Source organism: Eisenbergiella sp. OF01-20, assembly GCF_003478085.1.
GTDB lineage: Bacteria > Bacillota > Clostridia > Lachnospirales > Lachnospiraceae > Eisenbergiella.
On record NZ_QUES01000002.1, the window covers coordinates 247,746 to 269,306 of the forward strand.

The following is a 21,561-nucleotide window of genomic DNA, read 5'->3' on the forward strand; positions in this document are numbered from 1 at the left end:
CGAATCTTTCATTCGTATCTGTCTGATTTATGGATAAATGCCCGTAACAGCGGCACTTGTTTAGGACGGACCGAAACGGCCTGAACGAATACCTGCAATTTCTTCCAGATAAGCCGCCACCACAAAGTTCCTGTCGAATTTCTCCTCCACGAATTTCCTTCCCTGCCTTCCCATTTCTTTTCTTTCCTCATAGGACAAGGCAAGGAAACGCTCCACGGCTTCCGTCAGGCTGCTGCTGTCCTGGGGCTGAAAAGCCAATCCGCTGCATCCTTCGGAAAACGTATCAAGACAGCCCTCTATGGCGCTGGCAAGCACCGGGCGCGCCGTCGCCGCCGCCTCCAGAAGGACATTGGACATCCCTTCATGGTAAGAAGGGTGGATGACCGCCTGGCACTCCTTTAAAAATACCGGCACATCGTCCCGGTATCCATAATAACAAAGAATTCCTTTTTCCTCCAGCTCCTTCACCCTTGGCTCATAAATATGTCTGGTTTCCTCTTCATAGGCTCCAAGAATCTGGAACAGGGTTTCGGGATGCTTTTCATGGACCGCCTGTGCGGCTGTCATCAGCTCCTCAACCCCTTTGTCCTTCATCAGACGCATAATGGATACAAACCGGATCTGCCCGTCTCCCGGAGGGTATTCCTCCGGCCTGTGCTCATCAAGGTTTACCCCGGATCCAGGAATCACCCGCACCTTTCCGGTAACACATTTTTTCCGGACCAGGAAATCCCGGTTCCCTTTATTTTGGAAAAAGACACAGGCTGCCGCCTTTAAAGCGGTCCGGTACATAAGAATTATCATTTTCTGCAAAATCCCGCCGTTTTCCAGCGTGGTTCCCAGCCCCGTCACATTCACCAGATATGGCGTCCCGGTCAGTCTTGCTGCAAGGCCGCCGTAAATATTGGGTTTAATCGTATAAGTCAGCACCGCAAGCGGCCGGTGCCGCTTAATAAGTCTCCGGTAAAAAAGCATGAGCTTCATGTCCTGAAAAGGGTTCATCCCCCGCCGTTCAAAGGCGGTGGGAATATATTCGCAGCCGAGCGCTTTTATCTTGTCCACATAACCGGTATCCGGCACGGATACAAGAACACGGAAGCCTTTTTCCAGCAGCGCCTTCAGCACTTCCTTGCGGAAATCGTAAAGGCCGGAGTCGCTGTTGGACAGTATCAATAGGGAAGAAGACATTGGATTCTCCTTGTTTTATATTCAGTAACCGTTCAGACAAGTCTGAACCGTACCGTTTTTTAATCACATCGGCCGTCAGATCGGCGGATCATGATTTCATTATATTTCATCATACAGATATTTTCTTCGTAAGCGCCGATGGCTTCCTCATTGGCTTTCCCTTCCAGATTCCTGATGATCTGTGCGGGTACGTTTACGCCGCAGGCATAGGCATGGGGATAACCGCCCCCAAAGCGGGGATTTACCTCGGAAAATTTGTATTCGCCGTCCACCTTGAAAATATCTATGTCAATAATACCACAAAATCCAATGGTTTCAACGAAATTTTTTATCAGGTCAAACAGTTTCGCGTCTTTTACGGAAACGGATTTGTCCGTTTCCCCGGCGCGCATCTTGATTTTTTCTTTTACAAATATGGAGGTTACCTTCCCGGTGATCATATCAATATACACATCGGCTCCATACTCCGTGCCGTCCATATACTCCTGGATCATCATATCCTCATGCAGCCTGCAGAGAAGTTCAAGTTCTTCTTTACAGGTTACCTTGTTGATATTGATGCTGGCGCTTCCCCTGGCAGGCTTGACAAAAACCGGGTAATGCATCCGGCCCTCCTCCACCGCCTTTTCAAATGCCTTCGGATCCATAAAGCAGCGTCCGGTGGGAAATCCCAATTGCGTCAGCTTCTGATACATCTTGTATTTATCAAAAGAGAGGGCAACTGCTTCCGGAGAAGATATGACAGGCGTAGTGCCCGCCGCCAGAAATTCCTCCCTGTGTTCCGCCAGAAGGGTCAGTTCCGGATCAATCAGGGAAAATACACCTGTGATTTTCTTTTCCCGGCAGATTTCCAGAATCCGCTCCAGATACCCCGGCTCCGTCATGCGGGGAACCAGAATAGCCTCATCCGCCTCATAGACGGCGGGAGCCAGCTCGCTGCAGTCCGTTGCATAGACCTTTCCCCTGCCGGCCAGTTCTTTTTTGAAATACTGAACCACCTTGTTCCTGGTTCCTGCGCTTAGAATCAATACATTTATCATCATTTTACCTCTCAACCGTTACCGGCGGACTGCCTTCTTTTCCGGATTTCCGCCAGATTTCCTTCTGAAACGGAAGTATCCTCCGCCACCTCATCCCTGGCAAATACGACGGCCACCGTCTTTACCAGAATGCTGATATCCATAGCCAGAGTAAGGTTTTTCACATACTCCACATCCTTGGCAAGCCGGCTGTCCCAGTCCAGGAAATTCCTCCCTGAAACCTGGGCAAGCCCGGTCAGTCCGGGTCTTACCGTATGGCGCAGCCGTTCTTCCTTAGTATACCAGGGCAGATAGGACACCAAAAGAGGCCTGGGGCCGATGATGCTCATATCCCCTTTCCAGATATTAAAAAGTTCCGGCAGTTCATCCAGGCTGGTAGACCGGAGCAGCTTTCCGAATTTGGTCAGCCTGTCCGCATCCGGCAGAAGGTTTCCGTCCTTATCCCGTTTATCTGTCATGGTACGGAATTTGCACAGGGTAAATATTTTTTCATTCCTTCCGGGACGTTCCTGATGGAAAAGCACCGGGCTTCCCAGCTTTACCCGCACCAGAACGGCAACCACCAGAAGTATCGGGCTTACTGCCACAATGGCGACGGAAGAAAGAAGAAAATCAAGCAATCTTTTACCAAACTTTTTATAAAACATCCTGACCTCTTTTCTAAAGAACTGTCGTGAAATCCCCTGCCGGGATTAAAAAAACTTCCGTACAATGCCGATAATGAATTCCATATCCTCCGGCGTGTTTTTGATATCGCTGGGAAGACAGAATCCTTTTGTAAAAATCCGCTCTCCTACGCTGCCGTTTTCCTGCATCGTGATAAAATCGGCCTTCTCATAAAACGGCTGAAGGTGCATGGGCTTCCAGATCGGACGGGATTCGATATTTTCCGCCTCCAGCGCATCCATTACCATATCAGGGGTCACGCCGCTTTCCGGATCAATAGTCATGCAGGACAGCCAGTTATTGGCATCCCCGTCCGGGTTCATGGGATTCATGGCAATGGCGGGAATATCAGCAAAGGCTTCTTTATACTGCCTGTATATCTCGTTCTTTTTCTGCTTATGCTCTTCCAGATGAATAAGCTGCCCCCTGCCGATACCTGCCACCACATTGGACATCCGGTAATTGAAGCCAAGCTGGGAATGCTGGTAATGTCTGGCTTTATCCCTCGCCTGTGTGGAGAGGAAACGGGCTTTTTCGATGGCCGCTTCGTCGCGGGATACCAGCATACCGCCTCCGGAGGTGGTGATGATTTTATTTCCGTTAAAGGAAAAGATACCGTAATCCCCGAAGGTTCCGGTCATCTGCCCCCGGAAGGTTGCGCTTAAGGATTCTGCCGCGTCCTCAATGAGAGGGACATGATAACTGTCACAGAGAGCCCGTATTTCATCAATTTTGGCAGGTGTACCATAGAGATGGGCGCAGATAACCGCTTTCACCTGCGGGTATTTGTCAAAAGCCTTTTTCAGGGCTTGCGGATCCATGTTCCAGGTATCTTCTTCCGAATCGATAAATACCGGCGTTCCCTTTTCATAACAGATAGGATTACAAGTGGCGGAAAACGTGAGGTCGGAAGAAAAAACAATGTCCCCCGGCTGTATGCCGATCAGACGCAGTGCCAGATGGATCGCCGCCGTTCCCGCGCTCAGTGCCGCCGCATATCCGCAGCCGGTATACGCCGCCATTTCCTTCTCGAAGCTGTTTACATTAGGGCCTAACGGAGCGACCCAGTTGGTATCAAATGCCTCCATCACAAATTTCTGCTCTTCCCCATGCATCGTGGGGGAAGAAAGATAAATTTTTTCCCTTTGTACCTTTTGTTCCATATTGACCTCGATTTCCACGGATGAATCCGTACTTGATTCTGTCTGAACGGTTACGAAAGAAGTTCTATCATACCCAGCCGGCTGTTCAGGAGAAAGACGACTTCCCGGTTTCCGATAGCCGGCGCCGGCGCCGGCTGATCGATCTGCACATAGCCGTTTTGGGTGAGCCGCTCCAAATCTTCCCGGAAAGCTGTGCTTTCATAGCAGATATGGTAGGGCGCGTTTTTATAAGTCTTTATCAGGCCGGAAACTACACTGTCAGGCGCATTGGGGCTTACCAGTTCCACCACATAGCCATCTTTTTCCAGAAACAGGATATCCACCTTGCGGTACGTGTCGACAGTGATATCTCCCCGGCGTATATAACCCAGCTTTTCAAATTCTTCGGCCGCCTTGTCTATCTTTTTCACAAGGTAGCCCACATGATGTATTTTCATAATAATGCCTCCTGCGGTAAGCCGAATGCAGCAGATCGGAACGGTTACGTCTGAACGGTCATTCTTTCCGATACAGATAGGTGGGCACAATCTGCGCCACCAGAGGCCTGATATCTTCCACCTCGTCCCTGGACGCATCCTCCAGACGTTTCAGCTGGATAAAAAACTCTCTTTCGTCCAGCTGGATGGGGCGGCCGATATGGATCAGCCGGTTGGCCGTATCCTGCATTCCTTCCTCGTCCATCAAAAGCTCTTCATACAGCTTTTCCCCGGGACGCAGGCCTGTAAATTCGATTTGGATATCCTCTCCCAGCTTGTAGCCTGACAGACGGATCAGGTTTTTAGCCAGATCCAGAATTTTCACCGGCTCGCCCATATCCAGGATGAAAATCTCTCCACCCCTGGCATAGGCTCCCGCCTGCAGGACAAGGGAGACCGCTTCCGGTATGGTCATAAAGTAGCGGATGATATCCGGATGGGTAACCGTAACCGGGCCGCCCGCTTCGATCTGTCTCTTAAACAAAGGAATGACGCTCCCGTTGCTTCCCAGCACGTTTCCAAAGCGCACGGCAACAAATTCCGTATCGTAATGTTTGTTGAAGGTCTGCACGATCATTTCGCAGATACGCTTGCTGGCCCCCATGATATTGGTTGGGTTCACTGCCTTATCCGTGGAAATCATGACGAATTTTTTGACTCCGTTCACGGCAGCAGCCTGGGCGGTTTTCCATGTGCCGAACACGTTATTTTTTATGGCTTCATTGGGGCTTACCTCCATGAGGGGCACATGCTTGTGAGCTGCCGCATGGTATACGATGTCCGGCTTATAGGTTTCAAAAATATGATTGATGCGCTTGGTATTCCGTACAGACGCAATCAGCACGGTGAGCTTCAGCTCCGGATACTTGATGATCAGCTCCTGCTGAATATCATAGGCATTATTTTCATAAATATCCACAATAATCAGCTGCGCCGGTTTATGGGATGCAATCTGCCGGCACAATTCGCTGCCGATGGATCCGCCTCCTCCGGTAACCATGACTACCTTATTCTGTACATAACCCAGGATAGAGTCCAGATCCACCCGGATAGGCTCTCTTCCCAGAAGGTCTTCCACTTCCACGTCACGCAGCTTGCTTACGCTCACTTCGCCGTTCACCAGCTGATACATACCTGGAAGGGAACGCAGCTTGCAGTTGGTTTCCTTGCAGATATCCAGAATATCCCTTATAACCGTAGGCGGTGCGGAAGGAATGGCGACAAAAATCTCATCAATATCAAACAGATCCGCGGACTCGATGATTTTATCCCGTCCGCCGACCACCTTAATCCCCTGGATGAACTGTCCCATCTTCTGTTTATCATCATCGATGATACAGCGGATGACCATAGTGCTGTAATTGCTGGTAACAATTTCCTTTATCAGGGCATTGCCGGCTTCCCCCGCTCCGATTATCATGACCGAAATATTATTTTTCCGGTTTTGTATCTTATGCTTTCGGCTTCTCAGGAAACGGTATGAAAAACGGCTGATAAAGGTAAACGTAATGAGCAGGAACAAATACATGAAATAATAGCTGTCGGGCACCGGCTTGCCTGATATCTTAAACAGGTTCAGCCCCACTCCGGAAACCACCGCAGATAAAAAACAGGACATCACCAGATTCTGCATTTCGTTCTCGCCGGCGAATGCCCACAGGCTGTGGTACAAACGGAAAAGATAGAAAATGCCCATAGTCAGCAGGATGTTTATCGGCAGGAAATTCCGGATTGGCATCAGAAACTGATCCGGGATTTCATCCAGATGCATGTCATACCGAAGCAGAATAGCCAGAAAACTGGATGCCGTCACGCTGAGGATATCGTAAATGATCAGTGCCGTCCTTCGGTAAAACAACTGATAATTAAAATGGCGCGTATTCTTCTTTTCTTTATCCTTCATTTTCTTTTACTCTTTTCTTATTGAATAAAGCGGGGCCGCGTAACGTGGTATCCTTCGTTTTGCTCCGGAATGTAAGAAGCGGCGCCAGCACCGCCATCGTGGTAAACCCTAACGGATTGCAGGGATGAAACAGCCATTCCACCAGGCCAGCGACAGCAAATGCGAGGAAAACGGCAAGGGGAAGGGCGGCATACGGATCCTGACAGCGCTGCGAATCCGCAAGCCGGCCTGTCTGTCTGAGCGACAACGCATAACGTACCATCTGCAGCAGGCTCACAATACCCAGCAGCAGATAAATAACGCCTGTAATAAGCCCATGGTCATGAATCACCTGTAAGTAGGTGTTGTGGGCGTGGACGCTGAGGGTTCCGTCCCCAAGTTCCACTCCCATCTCGTCATGGCCGGTCAGGTTCCAATGGGAAATATAGCGTTTGAAGATATCAAACCGGCCATTGGAATAATCGTCCTCTTCTTCCGCCGGGCCGGCTGTCCCGGCATCCGCCGCTGTCTGTATATTCCCCGTATCCTCTGCAAAAACATCCGCTGCACCCGCATCCCGGGCGGACGCAAGCATAACCGAAATGCCTTTTACCTCCAGCCGATCTTTCTCCGGCGCAAAGGATACCTCACTCGTAGACGCCATAAACGTATCTACGAATTTCCTGACGACACTGTGTTCCTCGCCAAAAAGCTTCACATCCATACAATACGCAAACCGGGGGAAGGTAATATAATTTTCCGAATCCGCCTTGTCTCCCTTGTGCAGCGCCCATTCTTCGTCACTCGCTTCCAGTTCAAAAATATAAGGGTCGTCATACAGCGGCGGAATCAGGCGCACCGCCGAATAGGTTACCGGAAAGCTCAAAAGCACAAGCAACACTAAAAGCCCCGTTTTACCCAGGAAGCCTGCAAACCGCTCCCGGTAACACAACAGGGAAACAAATACCAGCACCGCCAGCCCCATTGCCGCCGCCGCAAGATATCCGGTTCTGGACATCGTCATCAGAAGGAAGGATACCGCCATGCCAAACAGCAAAGCTGTTGTCCAATAGGTATAAAGCCTGCGGGATTTATGATACTGCATCAGCAGCTTCACAAACAGGGCACAGATAACCAGTGTGAGATAAGCGGCCGTTACGGTCACCGTATGAAACACAAAATTATACCGGTAATAGCCCCATGCCCGGAAAGGCCTGCGCAGCACGGCAAACACCAGCGCGCAGAAAAAATTAAAAAGGATCCCATTACAGAGTATTCCCAGAAACCGTTCTTTCTTTTCCCAGGAAAGGTAAAAGAAATAAAGCAGGACAAAAGCGGCTGCCATATAGATGGGCCAGCCTCTGGTATTCCGGAATACCACCAGCAGAACAAAAAAAACGGCGACAAGAATCGTATAAGGCAGATTAAGCTGCCTCCATGCCGTTTTCTTTTTCCATATAAGAATAACCAGCTGTATCAGCACCAGGCCTGCAACGACAAAGAGGACGGCATTTAGCATGGCAAGCCTGTCCTGCTCTTCCATCCCGCGGTAAGGGCGGTAATACCAATAACCCGCCGCGGACGAAACCGCCAGCCAGACCAGATTTCCCCAATGGAACACATATTTGGGGGCGCACATGGTAAGAAGCACCAGCCCCAGGTAAATCAGGACCTTCCGGTAAGCATAGTCCTGATAGATATTATACATCGCATTTACATAATCAATACAGCCCCAAAGCGCTCCTGCCCAGAATATACTCTGCAGCCAGTCCATTCCTTTGTTAAGCACCGTTTCCCGGAGAGGAGGGAAAAGCGGCGCAATGCTGTCCCTCCGGGCATTTACCACATACAAAAGCAGGGCCGTCATCACGAGAATCCCGGCCGTATATACCATTTTATCCGCTTTAACGCCGCCGTAATAAGAAAACGGAAATACTGCCGCCAGCCAGGCAGCGGCACCAGCCAGGATCAGTGGATTGCAGATGCCCTGGAATACCCGCTGTACCTTCACTTCCCCGATCTTTTTTTTCTTTCTGGCATGATTCTCCACCAACAACATAAGAAAACCTGCCGCCAGGGCGATTCCGAATAGAATAGCGGCTTTCTTAGGGAAACTCATCTTATCCGCATACCGGAAACGCATGAGGATATTCTCGCCCGCCTGTTCGTTTATCACCTTATCGCTGCCGCAGAAATAATAATTTCCGTATATATCCAGACCCGATTCGCCGGTTTTCTGATATCCCAGTTCCACCGCTTCCTCCGGGTGGCTGATTTCCCACACATAAGCTCTGCCCAAAACCGTCTGGAACTCCACAGGTACGGTAAAAAAGCCGGGCGCCTCATAGGTGTCCAGCGCAACCTTACGGGAAAACACCACCTCTCCCCGTTCATCCGATATGGACAGCGTTACCACCTTACGTGATATATTTTGTATGGCATAAATACTGATTGTTTCCAGATAGCCTCCATCACCGATAAAGACCTGCTGGATACGGGAGTCCTGCGTCACGGCCGCCGTCTTTCCCTGCACTGCCTCACTTCCCGCTATTTCCCGCGTCCCGTCGAAAATTCCCAGCGGCCCGATCAAAAGCATCAGCACCGCCGCATAAGCGAGGATCATATATTCAATTGCCCGGTTTTTCTTAATTTTTCTGTTCATTCATTATACCAATCCATTAGCTCGTGCCTTTACACTTAAGGGAAAACGTCAGTTTTCCCATTAGCCCGCCGGGTGCGGCTCGCCCGCGCCCCTGCATTCAAGGGAAAACGTCAGTTTTCCCATTAGTATAGCATAATTTCCCTGTACTTACAACATACCCCAGAACAGGCAGGGCGAACCAGAATATCAGGACATACCTCACCAGATAGGTAGGCCCCAGTATTACCGTCCCCCAATTGAGCACCACCGGCAGAAAGGCCAGAACCCTTCCGAATTCCTTCTGTTTCATCAGGAACAGCAGTCCGGACAGATAGATCAGGAACAGAAATCCCGGTGAAAACAGCATGGAAAGCACAGGCACCTTCTGCTGAAACAATTCCAGGCTCAGCCTGCGGAACCACTCGTTGAGAAAAGGTATTTTACTCTCCCGCACTCCCGGCAGTTCTGTTTCAAAACCGAAATAGGAACTGTCCTCATACGTATAAGTAAACACCGTATTCCCCCGGTATACGTCAATCACGGCATCCGGATACCAGAAACCATAGGAAGTGAGCAGCCAGGCATTCAGATATGCTGCCGGCGCTTTCCTGCCCACCGACCACCACAGCTTCCAGAACTGTGACGGATTCTCTTTATAGCTTTCGTTGTTAAAATCAATTTTCACACGGTCGGACAATTTAGGGGTATAACGCTGCAGCGCCTCCTCCGGAAGGAACGTAAGCAGTATTTCCCGCTCCTCTTTGGTAAACACCGAGGGACTGCAGCTGTAAACCCGCGCCAGCTGCTGAATAGGCACGGTCAGCATTTCCTGATTTTCCCCATTTTCCTGTGCATGCAGCAGCCTGCCAAGCCCGCCCGTCACCAGAAGGTACAGCGCCAATGCGCCGATTCCCGCCGCCAGCACTTTCTTCCTTTTATTTTTATCGGCCCCAATCCCCGTCACGGGAATCAGCAGCAGCAGGATATAAAAGCCATTATGCCGCATGGCCGCCATAACAAACAGGGAAACCAGCAATAAGCCGTATGTTTTCCAGGATACGGCGCTTTCCCTTTCTTCAAACAGCTGCAAAAGAAGGACGATGACCAGGATCATTCCCGCTGAATACAATGTATCCTTGGCCGAACACAGCACATACATCTGAATGACGGGAAAAAATGCGAAATACAGGAAACCGGCTGCCCGAAACCACCCGGAGGTTCCTCTTTTCCTGAAAAAAGAAAGCACATAGGTGAAGCATCCTGCCATAACCGCCATCTGAAACAGCATATAAAGGGCAATGCCCATATTATAGGAAGAAAACAGCTTATTTCCCAGACTGATAATCCCGCCCAGAAGCAATACATGCAGCAGCGGATGATGGGTAGTAAAGCTACGCAAAGCTACCTGGTTAAATTCATCCTGGGCATCGTACACAAAAAAACCGGGATACACTGCCAGCAGTACAATTCCCCAAATCACCAGGAAGAAAAGAAACACAACCAGGTTTTTCCGGCGTTCAGACATCCGTGCCTCCTGATAAGCGGAAAGAGTCCGTTTCCCCTCCAGCCATTGCCACAGCCTTCCCGTCAGCAGGCCGAAGAAAAAGGTAAGAAAGGGGATGGAGATCCACATCCCCCAATCCGTAAAATCCACATATCCCGCCGATTCCAGCCGGCGGCCGAACAGGCAGGCAAGAACAAAAACGAACGCAAAGAAAAAGCGCCAGCCCTTTTTCTCTTGCAGGCTTCCGTCCTTCCAGAGGGCCTTATCCACTGCCGGGAAGCTCAATGCCCAGAGAAGGACGGAAAGGAAGCTGTTGCTGAAATCCAGTCCCTTTCCTGAAGACAGAAGCATCTGCGGAAGCCATATAATTGCCGCCAGGGTGACCGCTGCCGATATGATTTTTTGTTTTTTAACGGATACGTCCATCTTCTTTCCTGCCTTTACCTGTAACGGCCCAGACAGCACCGGACTGTTACCTTTACTCACATTACTGCTCCGTCTCGCCCTGCGTTTCCTCTTCCCCCACGATTTCCCTTACCACATACTGGGGGGCATTGTTCATGCAGATATACATCCTGCCGATGTATTCGCCCACAAGGCCCACCATCAGCATAAGCATTCCCCCGATAAACATAATAGCGGACATCAGGGAACTGAACCCAATAGGAACTATGGGGTTTACCAGTTTCTTTATAATGGTATACAAGCCGTAGAGGAAGCCGAGGAATGCACACCCGGTGCCGATCATAGTGGCGATCCGCAGCGGCTTTTCACTAAAGGCCGTAAAGCCGTTAAACCAAAGTCCCAGAAGCTTTCCCAGCGTATAACCGGACTCTCCCTCTCTCCTGTCCTGGTGCTCCACGGTCACATTCTTAATATTCCGGGTGGCCCGCAGAACAAGGCCGATTACATAAGGATACGCATTCTGGTACCGCAGCATCTCATCCACGATAAAACGCCTTGCGGCAAAAAAACTGGATACATACAGATCCGTGGGCTTCCCAAGCATGAATTTCAGCATGAGGTCATTTACCCGGCTTCCGAAATTCCGGAATGCATTATGATGCTTATGCTCATATCTGGCATACACCACATCGCTGCCATCCTCCAGGCCCTGCAGAAGATCCTTTATGGCAAAGGCGGGCGTCTGCCCATCATCATCCATGCAGACCAGAATGTCTCCCTTCACCTGATGGAATCCGGCCATCAAAGCCGCATGCTGCCCGAAATTCCTTGCCAGATTCACGCCGCATATGTTTTTCTTCGTCCTGCAGAGCTCCCGGATCACCTCAAAGGTATTATCCGGCGAACAGTCATTCACCAGTATGATTTCCCATTGATATTTATCCCGGATTTTTTCCATTTCCCTTTCGATATCCGTTACCACACCGCATAACATTTGCGCAGAACGATAGCAGGGAATCACAATGCTAACCAATTTTCTCATGCTTTTCTTCCATTCCTTTACCCATTTTCCGGAAAACAACATGCCATCAGGATTACATCCCGGTAGCCGTCCCCTTCTTTTATTTCATCCTTCAGGTAAGCTTCCTTTATAAAACCGGCCTTTTCATAACTTTTTACCGCCGCCGTATTATCCGCAAAGACACGCAGCATAAGCTTATGGAGCTTCAGCGTCTTTTCCGCATAACAGACGGCCCCTTTGGCGGCCAGCGTACCGTAGCCCTTTCCGGCCGCATCCGCTTCCCCTATAAAAATGCCGTACTCCGCCTTGTTATTCTCCCTGTCGATATCCCGGAAATAGACACTTCCCACAGGCCTGTCCCCTTTCGTTTCACACAGGATGAACTGCACCACTTCCCCTGTGGCCACCTTCGTTTCCATCCACATCCTGTGCCCCTGCTCCGTAAAGGGCTTTTGGTAAATAAAATTCTTTTTTACCCGGTCACTGTTGCGCCAATCCACAATCCGCCGGGTATCCTCCATGGTAATAGGCCGCAGATATACCGGCCCCAGATCGATTTTATTGTCCATCCTCTATCTCCATTTTCTGCAAACGGAATACCGAAAGCTCATTCTGTTCCGATCCGCCGGGGATCCGTTCCTGCAAAACCACCTGAACCTCCAGCCCTTTTTCCCGGAAATAAGCCTCCAGCCATTCCCAGGACTCCCCCGTCAGGGACACCAGCCGGACATTCTCTCCCCTGATCAGCGCATCCTCCAGAGACGCATAACCGAATACTTCCAGCTTTTTCTCCGCCAGAGGGCTTTTTGACAGCCAGCCGCCCAGAAGATCGTAATTCCCCAGGCCGGTCTCCCCATCCCGGAACATCTTCTCTGAAAACTGTACCGTAGAATATACATCCGCCAGATACAGATTCTCCGGATGGCTGCGGTAATATGCCCTGGCCGCGGTATCCGTCCGGTTAACGATCGCACGGCGGGAATATTCCTCCCCCGTTTTCTCAACGGAACGGGACAGCCCCGCCAGCGCTATCACAAAAAGAAGAACCGCCGAAACATATAACGGATTCCGGAAACGGCGGGCAGGCGTCTTTGCCTCCTCCCTCTCTTTTCCTTCCTGCAGGTAACGGAGCAGAAGAGCCCCCAGAAGAACAATCTCCGTAAAATACAGCGGATGGCTGATCCGTTCCGGTACCCGGTTTCGGAGAATCAGATACATCCATAAAAGACTCCGTACCCCGCCGAAAAGAAGAAGCTGCCAGATCACCGCCCCTCTTCTTCCCAAAAACGCCGCCAAAAGCAAAAGTACAACAAGGGCCGCCTCCGTCAGAAGAAACACAAGCTCCTGATCCGTATCAAAATCCAGACCCGGCGTATTACGTAACCTCGCCTTATACAGCCATATGCCCTCCCGGAGATTTTTCCCGAAATAGCCTTGCCTTTCCAGAGAATACTCACGGATCTGTTCCATCAGCCGGGCATCGATCCTGTCGTCCACACCGTAATTATAGTTTCCAAGCAAAGCCGTCTCTTCCTCCGACAGCCCCAGCGAATCATAGAACGCTTTGTTTTCTTCATAATTCCGGATATCGGCCGTCTTAAAATCATAAATTTCCGTGCGGGCATCAAACAGCCGGAAAAATTCCTTCCATTCCGGACTTCCGTAGGCTATCCCGTTTGCCGTCTGTCCCGCCAGAAGCCCCGCCAGAATCAGGCCAAAAACCCCGAAATAACAGGCGGCATTCCTTTTTGTAAAAACAGGTCTTTCCTCCGCCCATTTCCATATGCCTGCCACCGCTGCGAGCGGCAGAAGAAGGACCATCATTTCCGGACGCAGCAAAAAGGCCAGAAAACAAAAAAGCACAGGCAGCAGATTTCGTTTCAGGAATCCGCCCGCCCCATTTGCTTCTCCTGCCTTTTCCCCCGTAAGGAACCAGAAACATGCCGCTGCCGTCAGCAGGCCGCTGGTAACCGTATATTGCACAAAAACCAGATGCGGCAGCATAAGCGCCATAAAAAGCAGGCTTTCCAAAAGCCCCAGCATTATTTTCCCGGCTGTTTTCCGGGCATAGGGCATGCTCCGGTATACAATTACGAAAAAAGCGGCGGTCTGACACAGGCATAAAAACAGACCGTATGCATAAGAGGTCCGTAATATGCTGCAGGCCAGGCTCAGGAACAGACTCAGCGGATAGAGCATCTGGACATTTCTGCTTTCACAGGAGCCGGTATAAACGCCTGACAAAATATCCTTCATCAACACATCGTCATTAAGATCATAGTAGTAATCAAAACGGAGACTTAAGAAAAGCAGCATAACCAGCACAAAAAAGAGGGGCAATATCCAGTTTTCCCATTTTCGGTATAAGATTCTCATTTTAGTGAAAGCCATAAAATTCCTTTACTTTTCCTGCAATATAGCTTACCTGGTCTTCCTGAAGCCCATAATACATGGGCAGCCGGAGAAGCCTCTCGCTCTCTCTTGTGGTATATCGATCTTCTCCGTGGAACCGGCCATACTTCAGCCCGGCCGGTGCGGAATGAAGGGGGATATAGTGGAATACCGCCAGAATACCGGCTTCCTTCAGGTAATCGATAAGGGCCGCCCGTTCCTCCTGATCCGCCGTTTTAATATAGAACATATGCCCGTTATGCACACAATACTCCGGCACAAAGGGCAGCTGGATTTTTCCGGCGGCTGCCAGTCCCTCCAGTTCGTTCCCATACTGCTTCCATATCCGTAACCGATCCTCATTAATCACATCCGCCAGTTCCAGCTGGGCGTACAAATACGCCGCATTCAATTCGCTGGGAAGATAACTGGATCCGTAATTCTGCCAGCGGTATTTATCCACCTGCCCCCGGTAATACTTGCTGCGGTCCGTCCCCTTTTCCCGGAAGATCTCCGCATCCTCAATGTCCTTTTCATGCCGGATGAGCAGAGCCCCACCTTCTCCCATGCTGTAATTCTTGGTTTCGTGGAAGCTGAAACAGCCGAAATCACCGATTGCACCCAGCGCCTTTCCCTTATAGCCGGCCATAATCCCCTGGGCGGCATCCTCGATAACCAGAAGCTTATATCTGGCCGCAATCTCCATAATCGTATCCATCTCGCAGCCCACCCCCGCGTAATGAACCGGTACAATAGCCTTCGTTTTATCCGTTATGGCTGCTTCAATCAGCGTTTCATCGATATTCATGGTATCCGGACGGATATCCACAAACACAGGCACCGCCCCCCGAAGTACGAACGCGTCTGCTGTGGATACAAAGGTAAAGGACGGCATGATGATCTCATCCCCCGGCCCCACATGGGCCAACAGCGCCGCCAGTTCCGTGGCATGCGTGCAGGAGGTGGTCAGCAGACATTTTCTGGTGCCGGTTTTCTTCTCTATCCATTCACTGCACTTTTTGGTAAATTCTCCGTCTCCGCAGATTTTCTGGTTTTCCACGGCCTGACGGATGTATTCCATTTCTTTCCCCGTAAAGGGCGGTACATTGAATCTGATCATAGCGTCGCCTTTCTGTAACTGTTTTGTTCCTTCACAATTACTGCCAATTATTTTATATGCCCCGCGGTATAAACCCGGTATCCCTCATTTTCAAAGTCAAGTATATATTCTTTTTCCGAAAGAAACAACTGCAAGGCATTCCATTTTCCGCTTTCCGCCGGAAGCTCCCCATGCTCTTTATACACAATCACCACGGGTTCCGTCTGTAATGCCGGCAGTTCCTCTTCCATCTGCCCTTCCGGATAAGTATCCAGATCGGGCCAGGCATGACTGATACTTAAAGGCATATCCAGCAGGAAATGAAGCCCCGGTGCATTGCCGAAGGTTATAAGGCTGCGTCCCTGTAAGCCGTTTTCCTTTGCATATCCTATCAGCCCGGAAAGGTTCCTTGCATTGCCTTCCTGTGTCCGCATGCCGGCGAGCACCGCGGAATTTTCCACCCGGGCGTTTCTTTTTTCTCCATAGATTCCGTCCCCGAAGGCAAACCGGCTCCGGAAACCAATTCCCTGAAAAAACACCATGCCCACAATCATGGCCGACAGGGCCATCACAGGGAAAGCCTCCGTTCTGTGCAGCTTCCGGCGGAAAAATTTACCCAGCATCCAAAGTGTGAACGGCGCCGCCAGAAACAAATTATTCAGGTTGGGCATCGTATCATTATTGCTGCCCAGAGGCGTGGCAATTACGGACAGCAGGATAATAAATGCAAGCAGCCTGTCCCTGCGGAAAAACAGGCTGTTCCCCAGGCAGATACAGCAGCCAAGCAGCGTCAGGTACAAAAACAGCATCCCCCACTCATATATACTCCGGTAATTATAATAAGTAAAGGTAAACATCCCCTTACCCCAGAAAAGCCGGATCAATACGGGGATACACAGGCAATACAGCACCTTTCCCGCTTTTACCAGACGGGGCGGCAGCAAATGGAAAAAAATCCATCCGGCCAAAATACAGACGGCGATCACCATCAGCCAGGTCAGCGTTCCGCCGTAGGCGGCCAAAATGGAGGTTACCATGGAAAACGGAGAATAGCTTTCATCTGTGGAGGTATAGCCCGCCAGAGTGCCGAACATCCCCAGATACGCCCCCGGCCCGTACTGGATGCAGACCGCCAGAAACACAGCAGCAAATCCCAGGAAAAAACCGCCCGCACAGGCACCAACGCGCTTCCACGTTTCAGCCGTTTTTTCCCCGCTCACCTTTCCGTAATAGAAAACGGCAAAAATAAGGAGCGCTTCCGCTATATTGGGAGTACGTACCATGACATTCAGGCCCAGACATATACCGGCCCCGATAAGCAGGCTTTTCCGGTTCCATATAAGTCCCCTGTACAACAGAATGCAGACGGCAAGAAACAGAAAATAAGTAAGATAATTATACAGAATCGTAGAAGGGCACCAGCAAAAACTGACGGCAATGATTTCTCCTGCAAACGCAATCCAGGCCGGCATTTTCCCTTTCAGGAAATAATAGGAAAGCAAAGCCATGGCACTGATAAAAAGCCTGGTATAGAAATTCATTCCCAGAAGCGTACCGCCAAAGGGAAGCTTCATCAAAAGCCAGCCGGCCACATTGGCAAGATAGGTTGCCAGCGCCCAGCTTCCTTCCATTTGAGGGAAGAACCGGAAATTCGTCAGGCTGTACATCGGATCCGATACATCAATCCCCTGATTCATCCAAAGCAGGGGATAAATCAGCAGAAATAACGGAAACAGATACCTTTCAAGAATATTATTATATTTTTTCAAGTGACTCCACTGTTTTCCCATAAAGCTCCTTTGTAACGGTTCCGTCCCTTCACAGTTACCTAATTCTTCATGATTTCATCCGCACGTCCAATGGCGGCAGCACATTTTTTCCCCCAGGCCGTTTTCCCCAGCAGCCGTTCCGCCGCCAGAAAAAGCCTTGCCCGGATCAAATCCACCGTCATAGACACAAGAAAAACCAGAAGCACACTTTCCGCCAGCTGTATCAGGTAACCCATGAGATGCTCCGACGGCGTCCCGATGATCCAGCCCGTCCAGCGGGCGCTGATATCCATATGCTCATGGATTAAATATACCCCCAGCATTGCCGGGGACAGCCGGCAGATCCAGGCGGATAACTTCCCCGGGCGTATCTCCAGCCTGGAGAAAGCCATAAACAGACCGAGCGCTCCGGTCAGGCAGAACAGGAAGTTATAATGAAAAGGTACCGATACATAATATTCCAGGGCCCCCGTTTTCCGGCAGACCGCCAGTGCAGCCAGGGTGAGTAAGGCTACCGCCGTACAGGAACCCAGATAAACCCCGATTCCCGCGTATTTTCTATCAAAAAAAGCAATCCCGTACCTGCGTACATACGCGGCAGTCAGATACAGGCAGATAAACCAGCCGAAATCATACCCGAATCTGTCCGCGGCAAACAACAGAATGCTCACACTTTTCCCCAGGCTGAAAAAACAAAAAAGGCCTGCCAGCGTGATCTGCAGCTGTTTTTTGGTCATGCACCGCACCGCTGCATTCAATACGGGAGAAAACAGATACATGACCACATAGGCCGTAACAAACCAATAATGACCCGATTCCACAGGAAACAAAGTCTGCCAGATATAATAAATATTGATTTGGGATGGCTCCAGTATCCCCGCCAGCACCAGTACGGGAGGAATCAGCAGCGTATAAAAAAGCACCTGGCACAGCAGCCGCAGCAGACGTTTCAGGGAAAAACCGCTTTCGGACAGAAAATAACCGCTGATAAACACATATACATTTACCGCAATGATACAGAAGGCTTCTATCAGGATAGCCGCGGCCGTCCGTTCCGTCAGCTCCTGCCCCGCTTCAGGCAGGCTGCCTGTACGGGAAAGAAAATGCATGGTAACCACCATGAGCATTGCAAGCATACGTAGTAATTCAAAATTCGCCAGTCTTTTTTTTCCTGCTGTCACTGCCGCTCCTTTCTGCCGTTTTTGTAACAAACCGCTTATCTTTCTTTTGCAATCCGGCCTTTTTCCACCCGGTAAACCATATCACATTTTTCGATTGTCTGCAGACGGTGGGCGATGATAACCAGTGTTTTCCTTCCGTGAAGCCGGTTAATCGAATCCATGATTGCGGCTTCCGTTTCATTATCCAGCGCAGAAGTCGCCTCATCCAGGACCAGAACCTCCGGATCCTCAAACAAAGCCCTTGCAATGCCGATACGCTGTCTCTGACCGCCGGAAAGGCGGATCCCCCTCTCCCCGATTCCTGTGTCAAGACCTTCCGGCAGTCCCCTCACAAATTCATCCAGCTGGGCCTCCTTCAGCGCCTCCCATACCTTATTATCATCGATTTCTTCATCCGGGACACCAAAAGCCACATTCTTTCTTATGGATGCATCAATCATGAAAATAGTCTGGGGAATATAGCCGATATTTTTCAGCCACTCCTCATAGTGTTCCCTGACTTCCACGCCGTCAGCCAGGATCCGGCCCTCCTGAATCGTAAGAAGCCCCAAGAGGACATCGATAATTGTTGTCTTTCCTGCACCGGAGGTGCCCACCACGCCAACCGAACAGCCTACCGGAATCACCATATCCGCATGGTCAAAAATAAGCACCTCCGTATTCGGGTATTTATAGACGATACCTTTTAGTTCAATTTTTTCCCGGACAGGGAGCTTGCATATTTCTTTTCTCGCCTCATATGCCTGTGCGGAATAATTGACGCTCCTGTCATTGATTTCCTCCTGCAGGTTATCACTGACTCCCATGAAAAAAGGCTCAAAATAGGAAATGGAGGTGAGATAATTGTTAATCCGGTTGGCGCTGGGAAGCAGACGCATGGCAGCTACCGCAAATACGCCGATCTGGGTAATCATCGCCGTCACCTCTTTCCCGGAAGCTATCTGGATGATCAGATACAGGACCAGGCCCGCAATACAGACAGTTTCTATTAAAAGACGGGGTGTTGCATTATAGATATTATATTTCTGGACCGCATCCACATAGCCGGCCCCGCATTTGGAATATTCGTTGATAAAATAATTTTCCTTATTCGCGATCTTAATTTCCTTGATTCCCATTACAGACTGATCGATCCATTTGTACAGACCGCTGTAATACTCCTGGTTATCTTCTCCTGCCTTAATCATGATAGGCTTCAGAATGCACTTGATAATCAAGAGCACCGCCACCAAAAGCAGGGCAATCGTAAAAATCATCAGGGGATCCTGTGTCATAAGCACAATGACCAGGACAACGAACATAATCATTTCGCTTACAAGCTGCAGGGAAGAAAGAATAAGCCCGTACATATTATTGACATCGGAGGTAATACTCCTCTGGATAACGGACGTATCCGCATTCAGATAATATTCATAGGGACGCTCCATAAAATTAATCATCATTCTCCGGGACGTGGAAAACTGATTGGTATAAACAAAACGCAGCTGCACCACATTCTGAAAATATAAAAAGATATTCTTCAGTACAAAAGCGGCAATAATGGCAACAAGCATAACGATGGTAAACTGGGAAGTACTTTCCAACCCCAGGAACCGGTAAACATTCCCCAGATACCCTTCTCCCTTCACCGCCTCCGGATCCAGAAGCGTGGTGATTACAGGGATTACCAGACCGATACTGCAGGCTTCCAGAATGGCTCCTATAATCATCAGAACTACGATTCCGCCCATTTTGACTTTCTGCTTTCCATCAAGGAGGACGTTCATTTTTTTTAAAATCTTCTTCATAGTATGCAATTACTGCCTTTCTACTTTATCTGCTCATTCTGCCTGTGGATTTCCGGGGCCTCGTATTTATCCATGAAATCCTCACCCAGAAATACCGTTTCCTCAGCAAACCGGATGGAGGAGGGCACCGTAAATACGGAAATCACCTTCTTCACATGGATATCCGGCAGAAAATTCATCATTTCCATAGGAAAACTGCCGGACAGCACCACACAGTCCGGAAACAGCGCCTCATAGTCCAGAACATCCCTGGGATGAGGCTTCAGGATCACCTGTGATCCTTTGCCGTAAAGCCCGATAATATCACGGAATATCCGTTCCCTTGTTTTCAAATCACACAACGGCTCCGTAAGAACCAGAATCTTATTTTCATGATTATCCCCCTGTGCCAGCTGTTCCACCAGTTTCTTTTTATTTTCCAGGAAAATGCCCAAAAGACAGTCCTTATCTGCCTCCGTCAGGCGTTCCGCCAGCTTCTCCCTGGGACATTCCACATATTTAGGACAGGGGTAATCCAGGACGGAAATATCATTCACTTCCATATCCAGACAATATTTTCCCCAGCCGTTCTGGATGAAAATCAGGTTTTTGGATGCCAGAAAGGCCTTCAGCCGGAAATGCCCCCGGTTATCATATCTGGCGGTATCATAATACCGGATACAGTCAAGGCCGTCCTCCAGGGCATGATAATAAATTTTTTTCCAGCTCAGGTAATATCCGATTGGGTCGGAATCGCAGAATACATAAATGTCCTGATACTGCCGGAAATCCACCGGAACATACGGATCCTGAAGCTTTCCCAGAAGCTTGCAGAACCGCATCCTGGACAACATATGCAAAAGCAGGTTTCCCCGGTTCCTGTGATACTTCTCAAGGACAGGAAAAAAATGCTCTTCTTTTTCATCAAAAATAAAAACCTGCCGGAAAAGGCCGGAACACTCCGCCCTGGCCTTCAAATCCCCAAAATCATTGGACATTGTACTCAACACCAGGGCAGCCTGTCCCCTCTTTGCACCGGGCAGGTCCAATTCCTTCAGACAGGCAATATATACATGATAAAAAGTATGGCAGACATAGATTCTCTCCTTCATGCTGCTGCTCCTTCTTAAAATTCGTTATATTTTACCATACATTGTTGTCAAAAAGCAAATTACTGTTTCTTCACGGGTGTAGATAAAAAAGTTTGGCATCCCCCGGCCCTGCTTCCCTGTGCGGCCTGCTTCCCTGCAAGGATTCCTGAAAGGGGCGTTATAAGCACGCCGGTCCTTTGGCTGCGTCCTTTGCAGCCTTAGTACCGCTGCGTGATTATCCGAGCGGAAGCGTCCCCTGGAAGGAACCTTGCAGGGCA

The 21,561-nt window shown here is 49.7% G+C and carries 16 protein-coding genes; all 16 read right to left on the bottom strand.

The features are described from left to right. Positions 1-60: 60 nt before the first annotated feature. The 16 genes from DXA36_RS04690 to DXA36_RS04765 all read right to left on the bottom strand — a co-directional run bounded on the left by DXA36_RS04690 (position 61) and on the right by DXA36_RS04765 (position 21,304). The gene (locus DXA36_RS04690) at positions 61-1,188 is read right to left on the bottom strand and encodes a glycosyltransferase family 4 protein (RefSeq protein WP_118676818.1); all 1,128 of its coding nucleotides are present in this window, start codon (positions 1,186-1,188) and stop codon (positions 61-63) included. 59 nt (positions 1,189-1,247) lie between these two features. Beyond that, entirely contained in the window at positions 1,248-2,231 is a 984-nt protein-coding gene (locus DXA36_RS04695) for an ATP-grasp domain-containing protein (protein ID WP_308624314.1), read from the bottom strand. An 8-nt stretch (positions 2,232-2,239) separates the two neighbouring features. Further along, entirely contained in the window at positions 2,240-2,875 is a 636-nt protein-coding gene (locus tag DXA36_RS04700) for a sugar transferase (protein WP_118676822.1), read from the bottom strand. A gap of 45 nt (positions 2,876-2,920) precedes the next feature. After that, on the bottom strand, positions 2,921-4,057 hold the full coding sequence (locus tag DXA36_RS04705) for a DegT/DnrJ/EryC1/StrS family aminotransferase (protein WP_118677121.1): 1,137 nt from the start codon (positions 4,055-4,057) through the stop codon (positions 2,921-2,923). Between the two features lie 50 nt (positions 4,058-4,107). Then, positions 4,108-4,494, bottom strand: coding sequence for a VOC family protein (locus tag DXA36_RS04710; RefSeq protein ID WP_118676824.1), 387 nt, complete (start codon positions 4,492-4,494; stop codon positions 4,108-4,110). Between the two features lie 58 nt (positions 4,495-4,552). Next, complete coding sequence (locus DXA36_RS04715; RefSeq protein WP_118676826.1) at positions 4,553-6,436, bottom strand: polysaccharide biosynthesis protein; 1,884 nt, start codon at positions 6,434-6,436, stop codon at positions 4,553-4,555. Further along, positions 6,426-9,077 carry an O-antigen ligase family protein gene (locus DXA36_RS04720; protein ID WP_118676828.1) on the bottom strand — a complete coding sequence of 884 codons (2,652 nt, stop codon included), beginning with the start codon at positions 9,075-9,077 and terminating at the stop codon, positions 6,426-6,428. The genes DXA36_RS04715 and DXA36_RS04720 overlap by 11 nt, the downstream gene beginning before the upstream one ends. 97 nt (positions 9,078-9,174) lie before the next feature. Next, positions 9,175-11,046 carry a DUF6020 family protein gene (locus DXA36_RS04725; protein WP_118676830.1) on the bottom strand — a complete coding sequence of 624 codons (1,872 nt, stop codon included), beginning with the start codon at positions 11,044-11,046 and terminating at the stop codon, positions 9,175-9,177. A 1-nt stretch (position 11,047) separates the two neighbouring features. Continuing rightward, entirely contained in the window at positions 11,048-12,007 is a 960-nt protein-coding gene (locus DXA36_RS04730; protein WP_118677123.1) for a glycosyltransferase family 2 protein, read from the bottom strand. Between the two features lie 17 nt (positions 12,008-12,024). Further along, the gene (locus DXA36_RS04735) at positions 12,025-12,555 is read right to left on the bottom strand and encodes a GNAT family N-acetyltransferase (RefSeq protein WP_118676832.1); all 531 of its coding nucleotides are present in this window, start codon (positions 12,553-12,555) and stop codon (positions 12,025-12,027) included. Beyond that, positions 12,545-14,377: a hypothetical protein gene (locus tag DXA36_RS04740; protein WP_118676834.1), complete on the bottom strand. Its 1,833-nt coding sequence runs from the start codon at positions 14,375-14,377 to the stop codon at positions 12,545-12,547. Before DXA36_RS04740 ends, DXA36_RS04735 begins: the two co-directional genes overlap by 11 nt. Next, complete coding sequence (gene rffA / locus DXA36_RS04745) at positions 14,364-15,497, bottom strand: dTDP-4-amino-4,6-dideoxygalactose transaminase (RefSeq protein WP_118676836.1); 1,134 nt, start codon at positions 15,495-15,497, stop codon at positions 14,364-14,366. The genes DXA36_RS04740 and rffA overlap by 14 nt, the downstream gene beginning before the upstream one ends. Before the next feature lie 47 nt (positions 15,498-15,544). Then, positions 15,545-17,266, bottom strand: coding sequence for a hypothetical protein (locus tag DXA36_RS04750; protein WP_118676838.1), 1,722 nt, complete (start codon positions 17,264-17,266; stop codon positions 15,545-15,547). A gap of 38 nt (positions 17,267-17,304) precedes the next feature. Beyond that, entirely contained in the window at positions 17,305-18,426 is a 1,122-nt protein-coding gene (locus tag DXA36_RS04755) for an acyltransferase (protein WP_118676840.1), read from the bottom strand. A 35-nt stretch (positions 18,427-18,461) separates the two neighbouring features. Further along, positions 18,462-20,213: an ABC transporter ATP-binding protein gene (locus DXA36_RS04760; protein WP_118676842.1), complete on the bottom strand. Its 1,752-nt coding sequence runs from the start codon at positions 20,211-20,213 to the stop codon at positions 18,462-18,464. Positions 20,214-20,233: 20 nt separating this feature from the next. Beyond that, a complete protein-coding gene (locus tag DXA36_RS04765) occupies positions 20,234-21,304 on the bottom strand; it encodes a glycosyltransferase family 52 (RefSeq protein ID WP_118676844.1) in 1,071 nt (356 codons plus the stop codon). Positions 21,305-21,561 lie beyond the last annotated feature (257 nt).

What these genes read in the sequence shown, in the direction of transcription:
- DXA36_RS04690 (WP_118676818.1), bottom strand. Translation starts at nt 1,188, where the DNA reads ATGTCTTCTTCCCTATTGATACTGTCCAACAGCGACTCCGGCCTTTAC.
- DXA36_RS04695 (WP_308624314.1), bottom strand. Translation starts at nt 2,231, where the DNA reads ATGATGATAAATGTATTGATTCTAAGCGCAGGAACCAGGAACAAGGTG.
- DXA36_RS04700 (WP_118676822.1), bottom strand. Translation starts at nt 2,875, where the DNA reads ATGTTTTATAAAAAGTTTGGTAAAAGATTGCTTGATTTTCTTCTTTCT.
- DXA36_RS04705 (WP_118677121.1), bottom strand. Translation starts at nt 4,057, where the DNA reads ATGGAACAAAAGGTACAAAGGGAAAAAATTTATCTTTCTTCCCCCACG.
- DXA36_RS04710 (WP_118676824.1), bottom strand. Translation starts at nt 4,494, where the DNA reads ATGAAAATACATCATGTGGGCTACCTTGTGAAAAAGATAGACAAGGCG.
- DXA36_RS04715 (WP_118676826.1), bottom strand. Translation starts at nt 6,436, where the DNA reads ATGAAGGATAAAGAAAAGAAGAATACGCGCCATTTTAATTATCAGTTG.
- DXA36_RS04720 (WP_118676828.1), bottom strand. Translation starts at nt 9,077, where the DNA reads ATGAACAGAAAAATTAAGAAAAACCGGGCAATTGAATATATGATCCTC.
- DXA36_RS04730 (WP_118677123.1), bottom strand. Translation starts at nt 12,007, where the DNA reads ATGAGAAAATTGGTTAGCATTGTGATTCCCTGCTATCGTTCTGCGCAA.
- DXA36_RS04735 (WP_118676832.1), bottom strand. Translation starts at nt 12,555, where the DNA reads ATGGACAATAAAATCGATCTGGGGCCGGTATATCTGCGGCCTATTACC.
- DXA36_RS04740 (WP_118676834.1), bottom strand. Translation starts at nt 14,377, where the DNA reads ATGGCTTTCACTAAAATGAGAATCTTATACCGAAAATGGGAAAACTGG.
- rffA (WP_118676836.1), bottom strand. Translation starts at nt 15,497, where the DNA reads ATGATCAGATTCAATGTACCGCCCTTTACGGGGAAAGAAATGGAATAC.
- DXA36_RS04750 (WP_118676838.1), bottom strand. Translation starts at nt 17,266, where the DNA reads ATGGGAAAACAGTGGAGTCACTTGAAAAAATATAATAATATTCTTGAA.
- DXA36_RS04760 (WP_118676842.1), bottom strand. Translation starts at nt 20,213, where the DNA reads ATGAAGAAGATTTTAAAAAAAATGAACGTCCTCCTTGATGGAAAGCAG.
- DXA36_RS04765 (WP_118676844.1), bottom strand. Translation starts at nt 21,304, where the DNA reads ATGAAGGAGAGAATCTATGTCTGCCATACTTTTTATCATGTATATATT.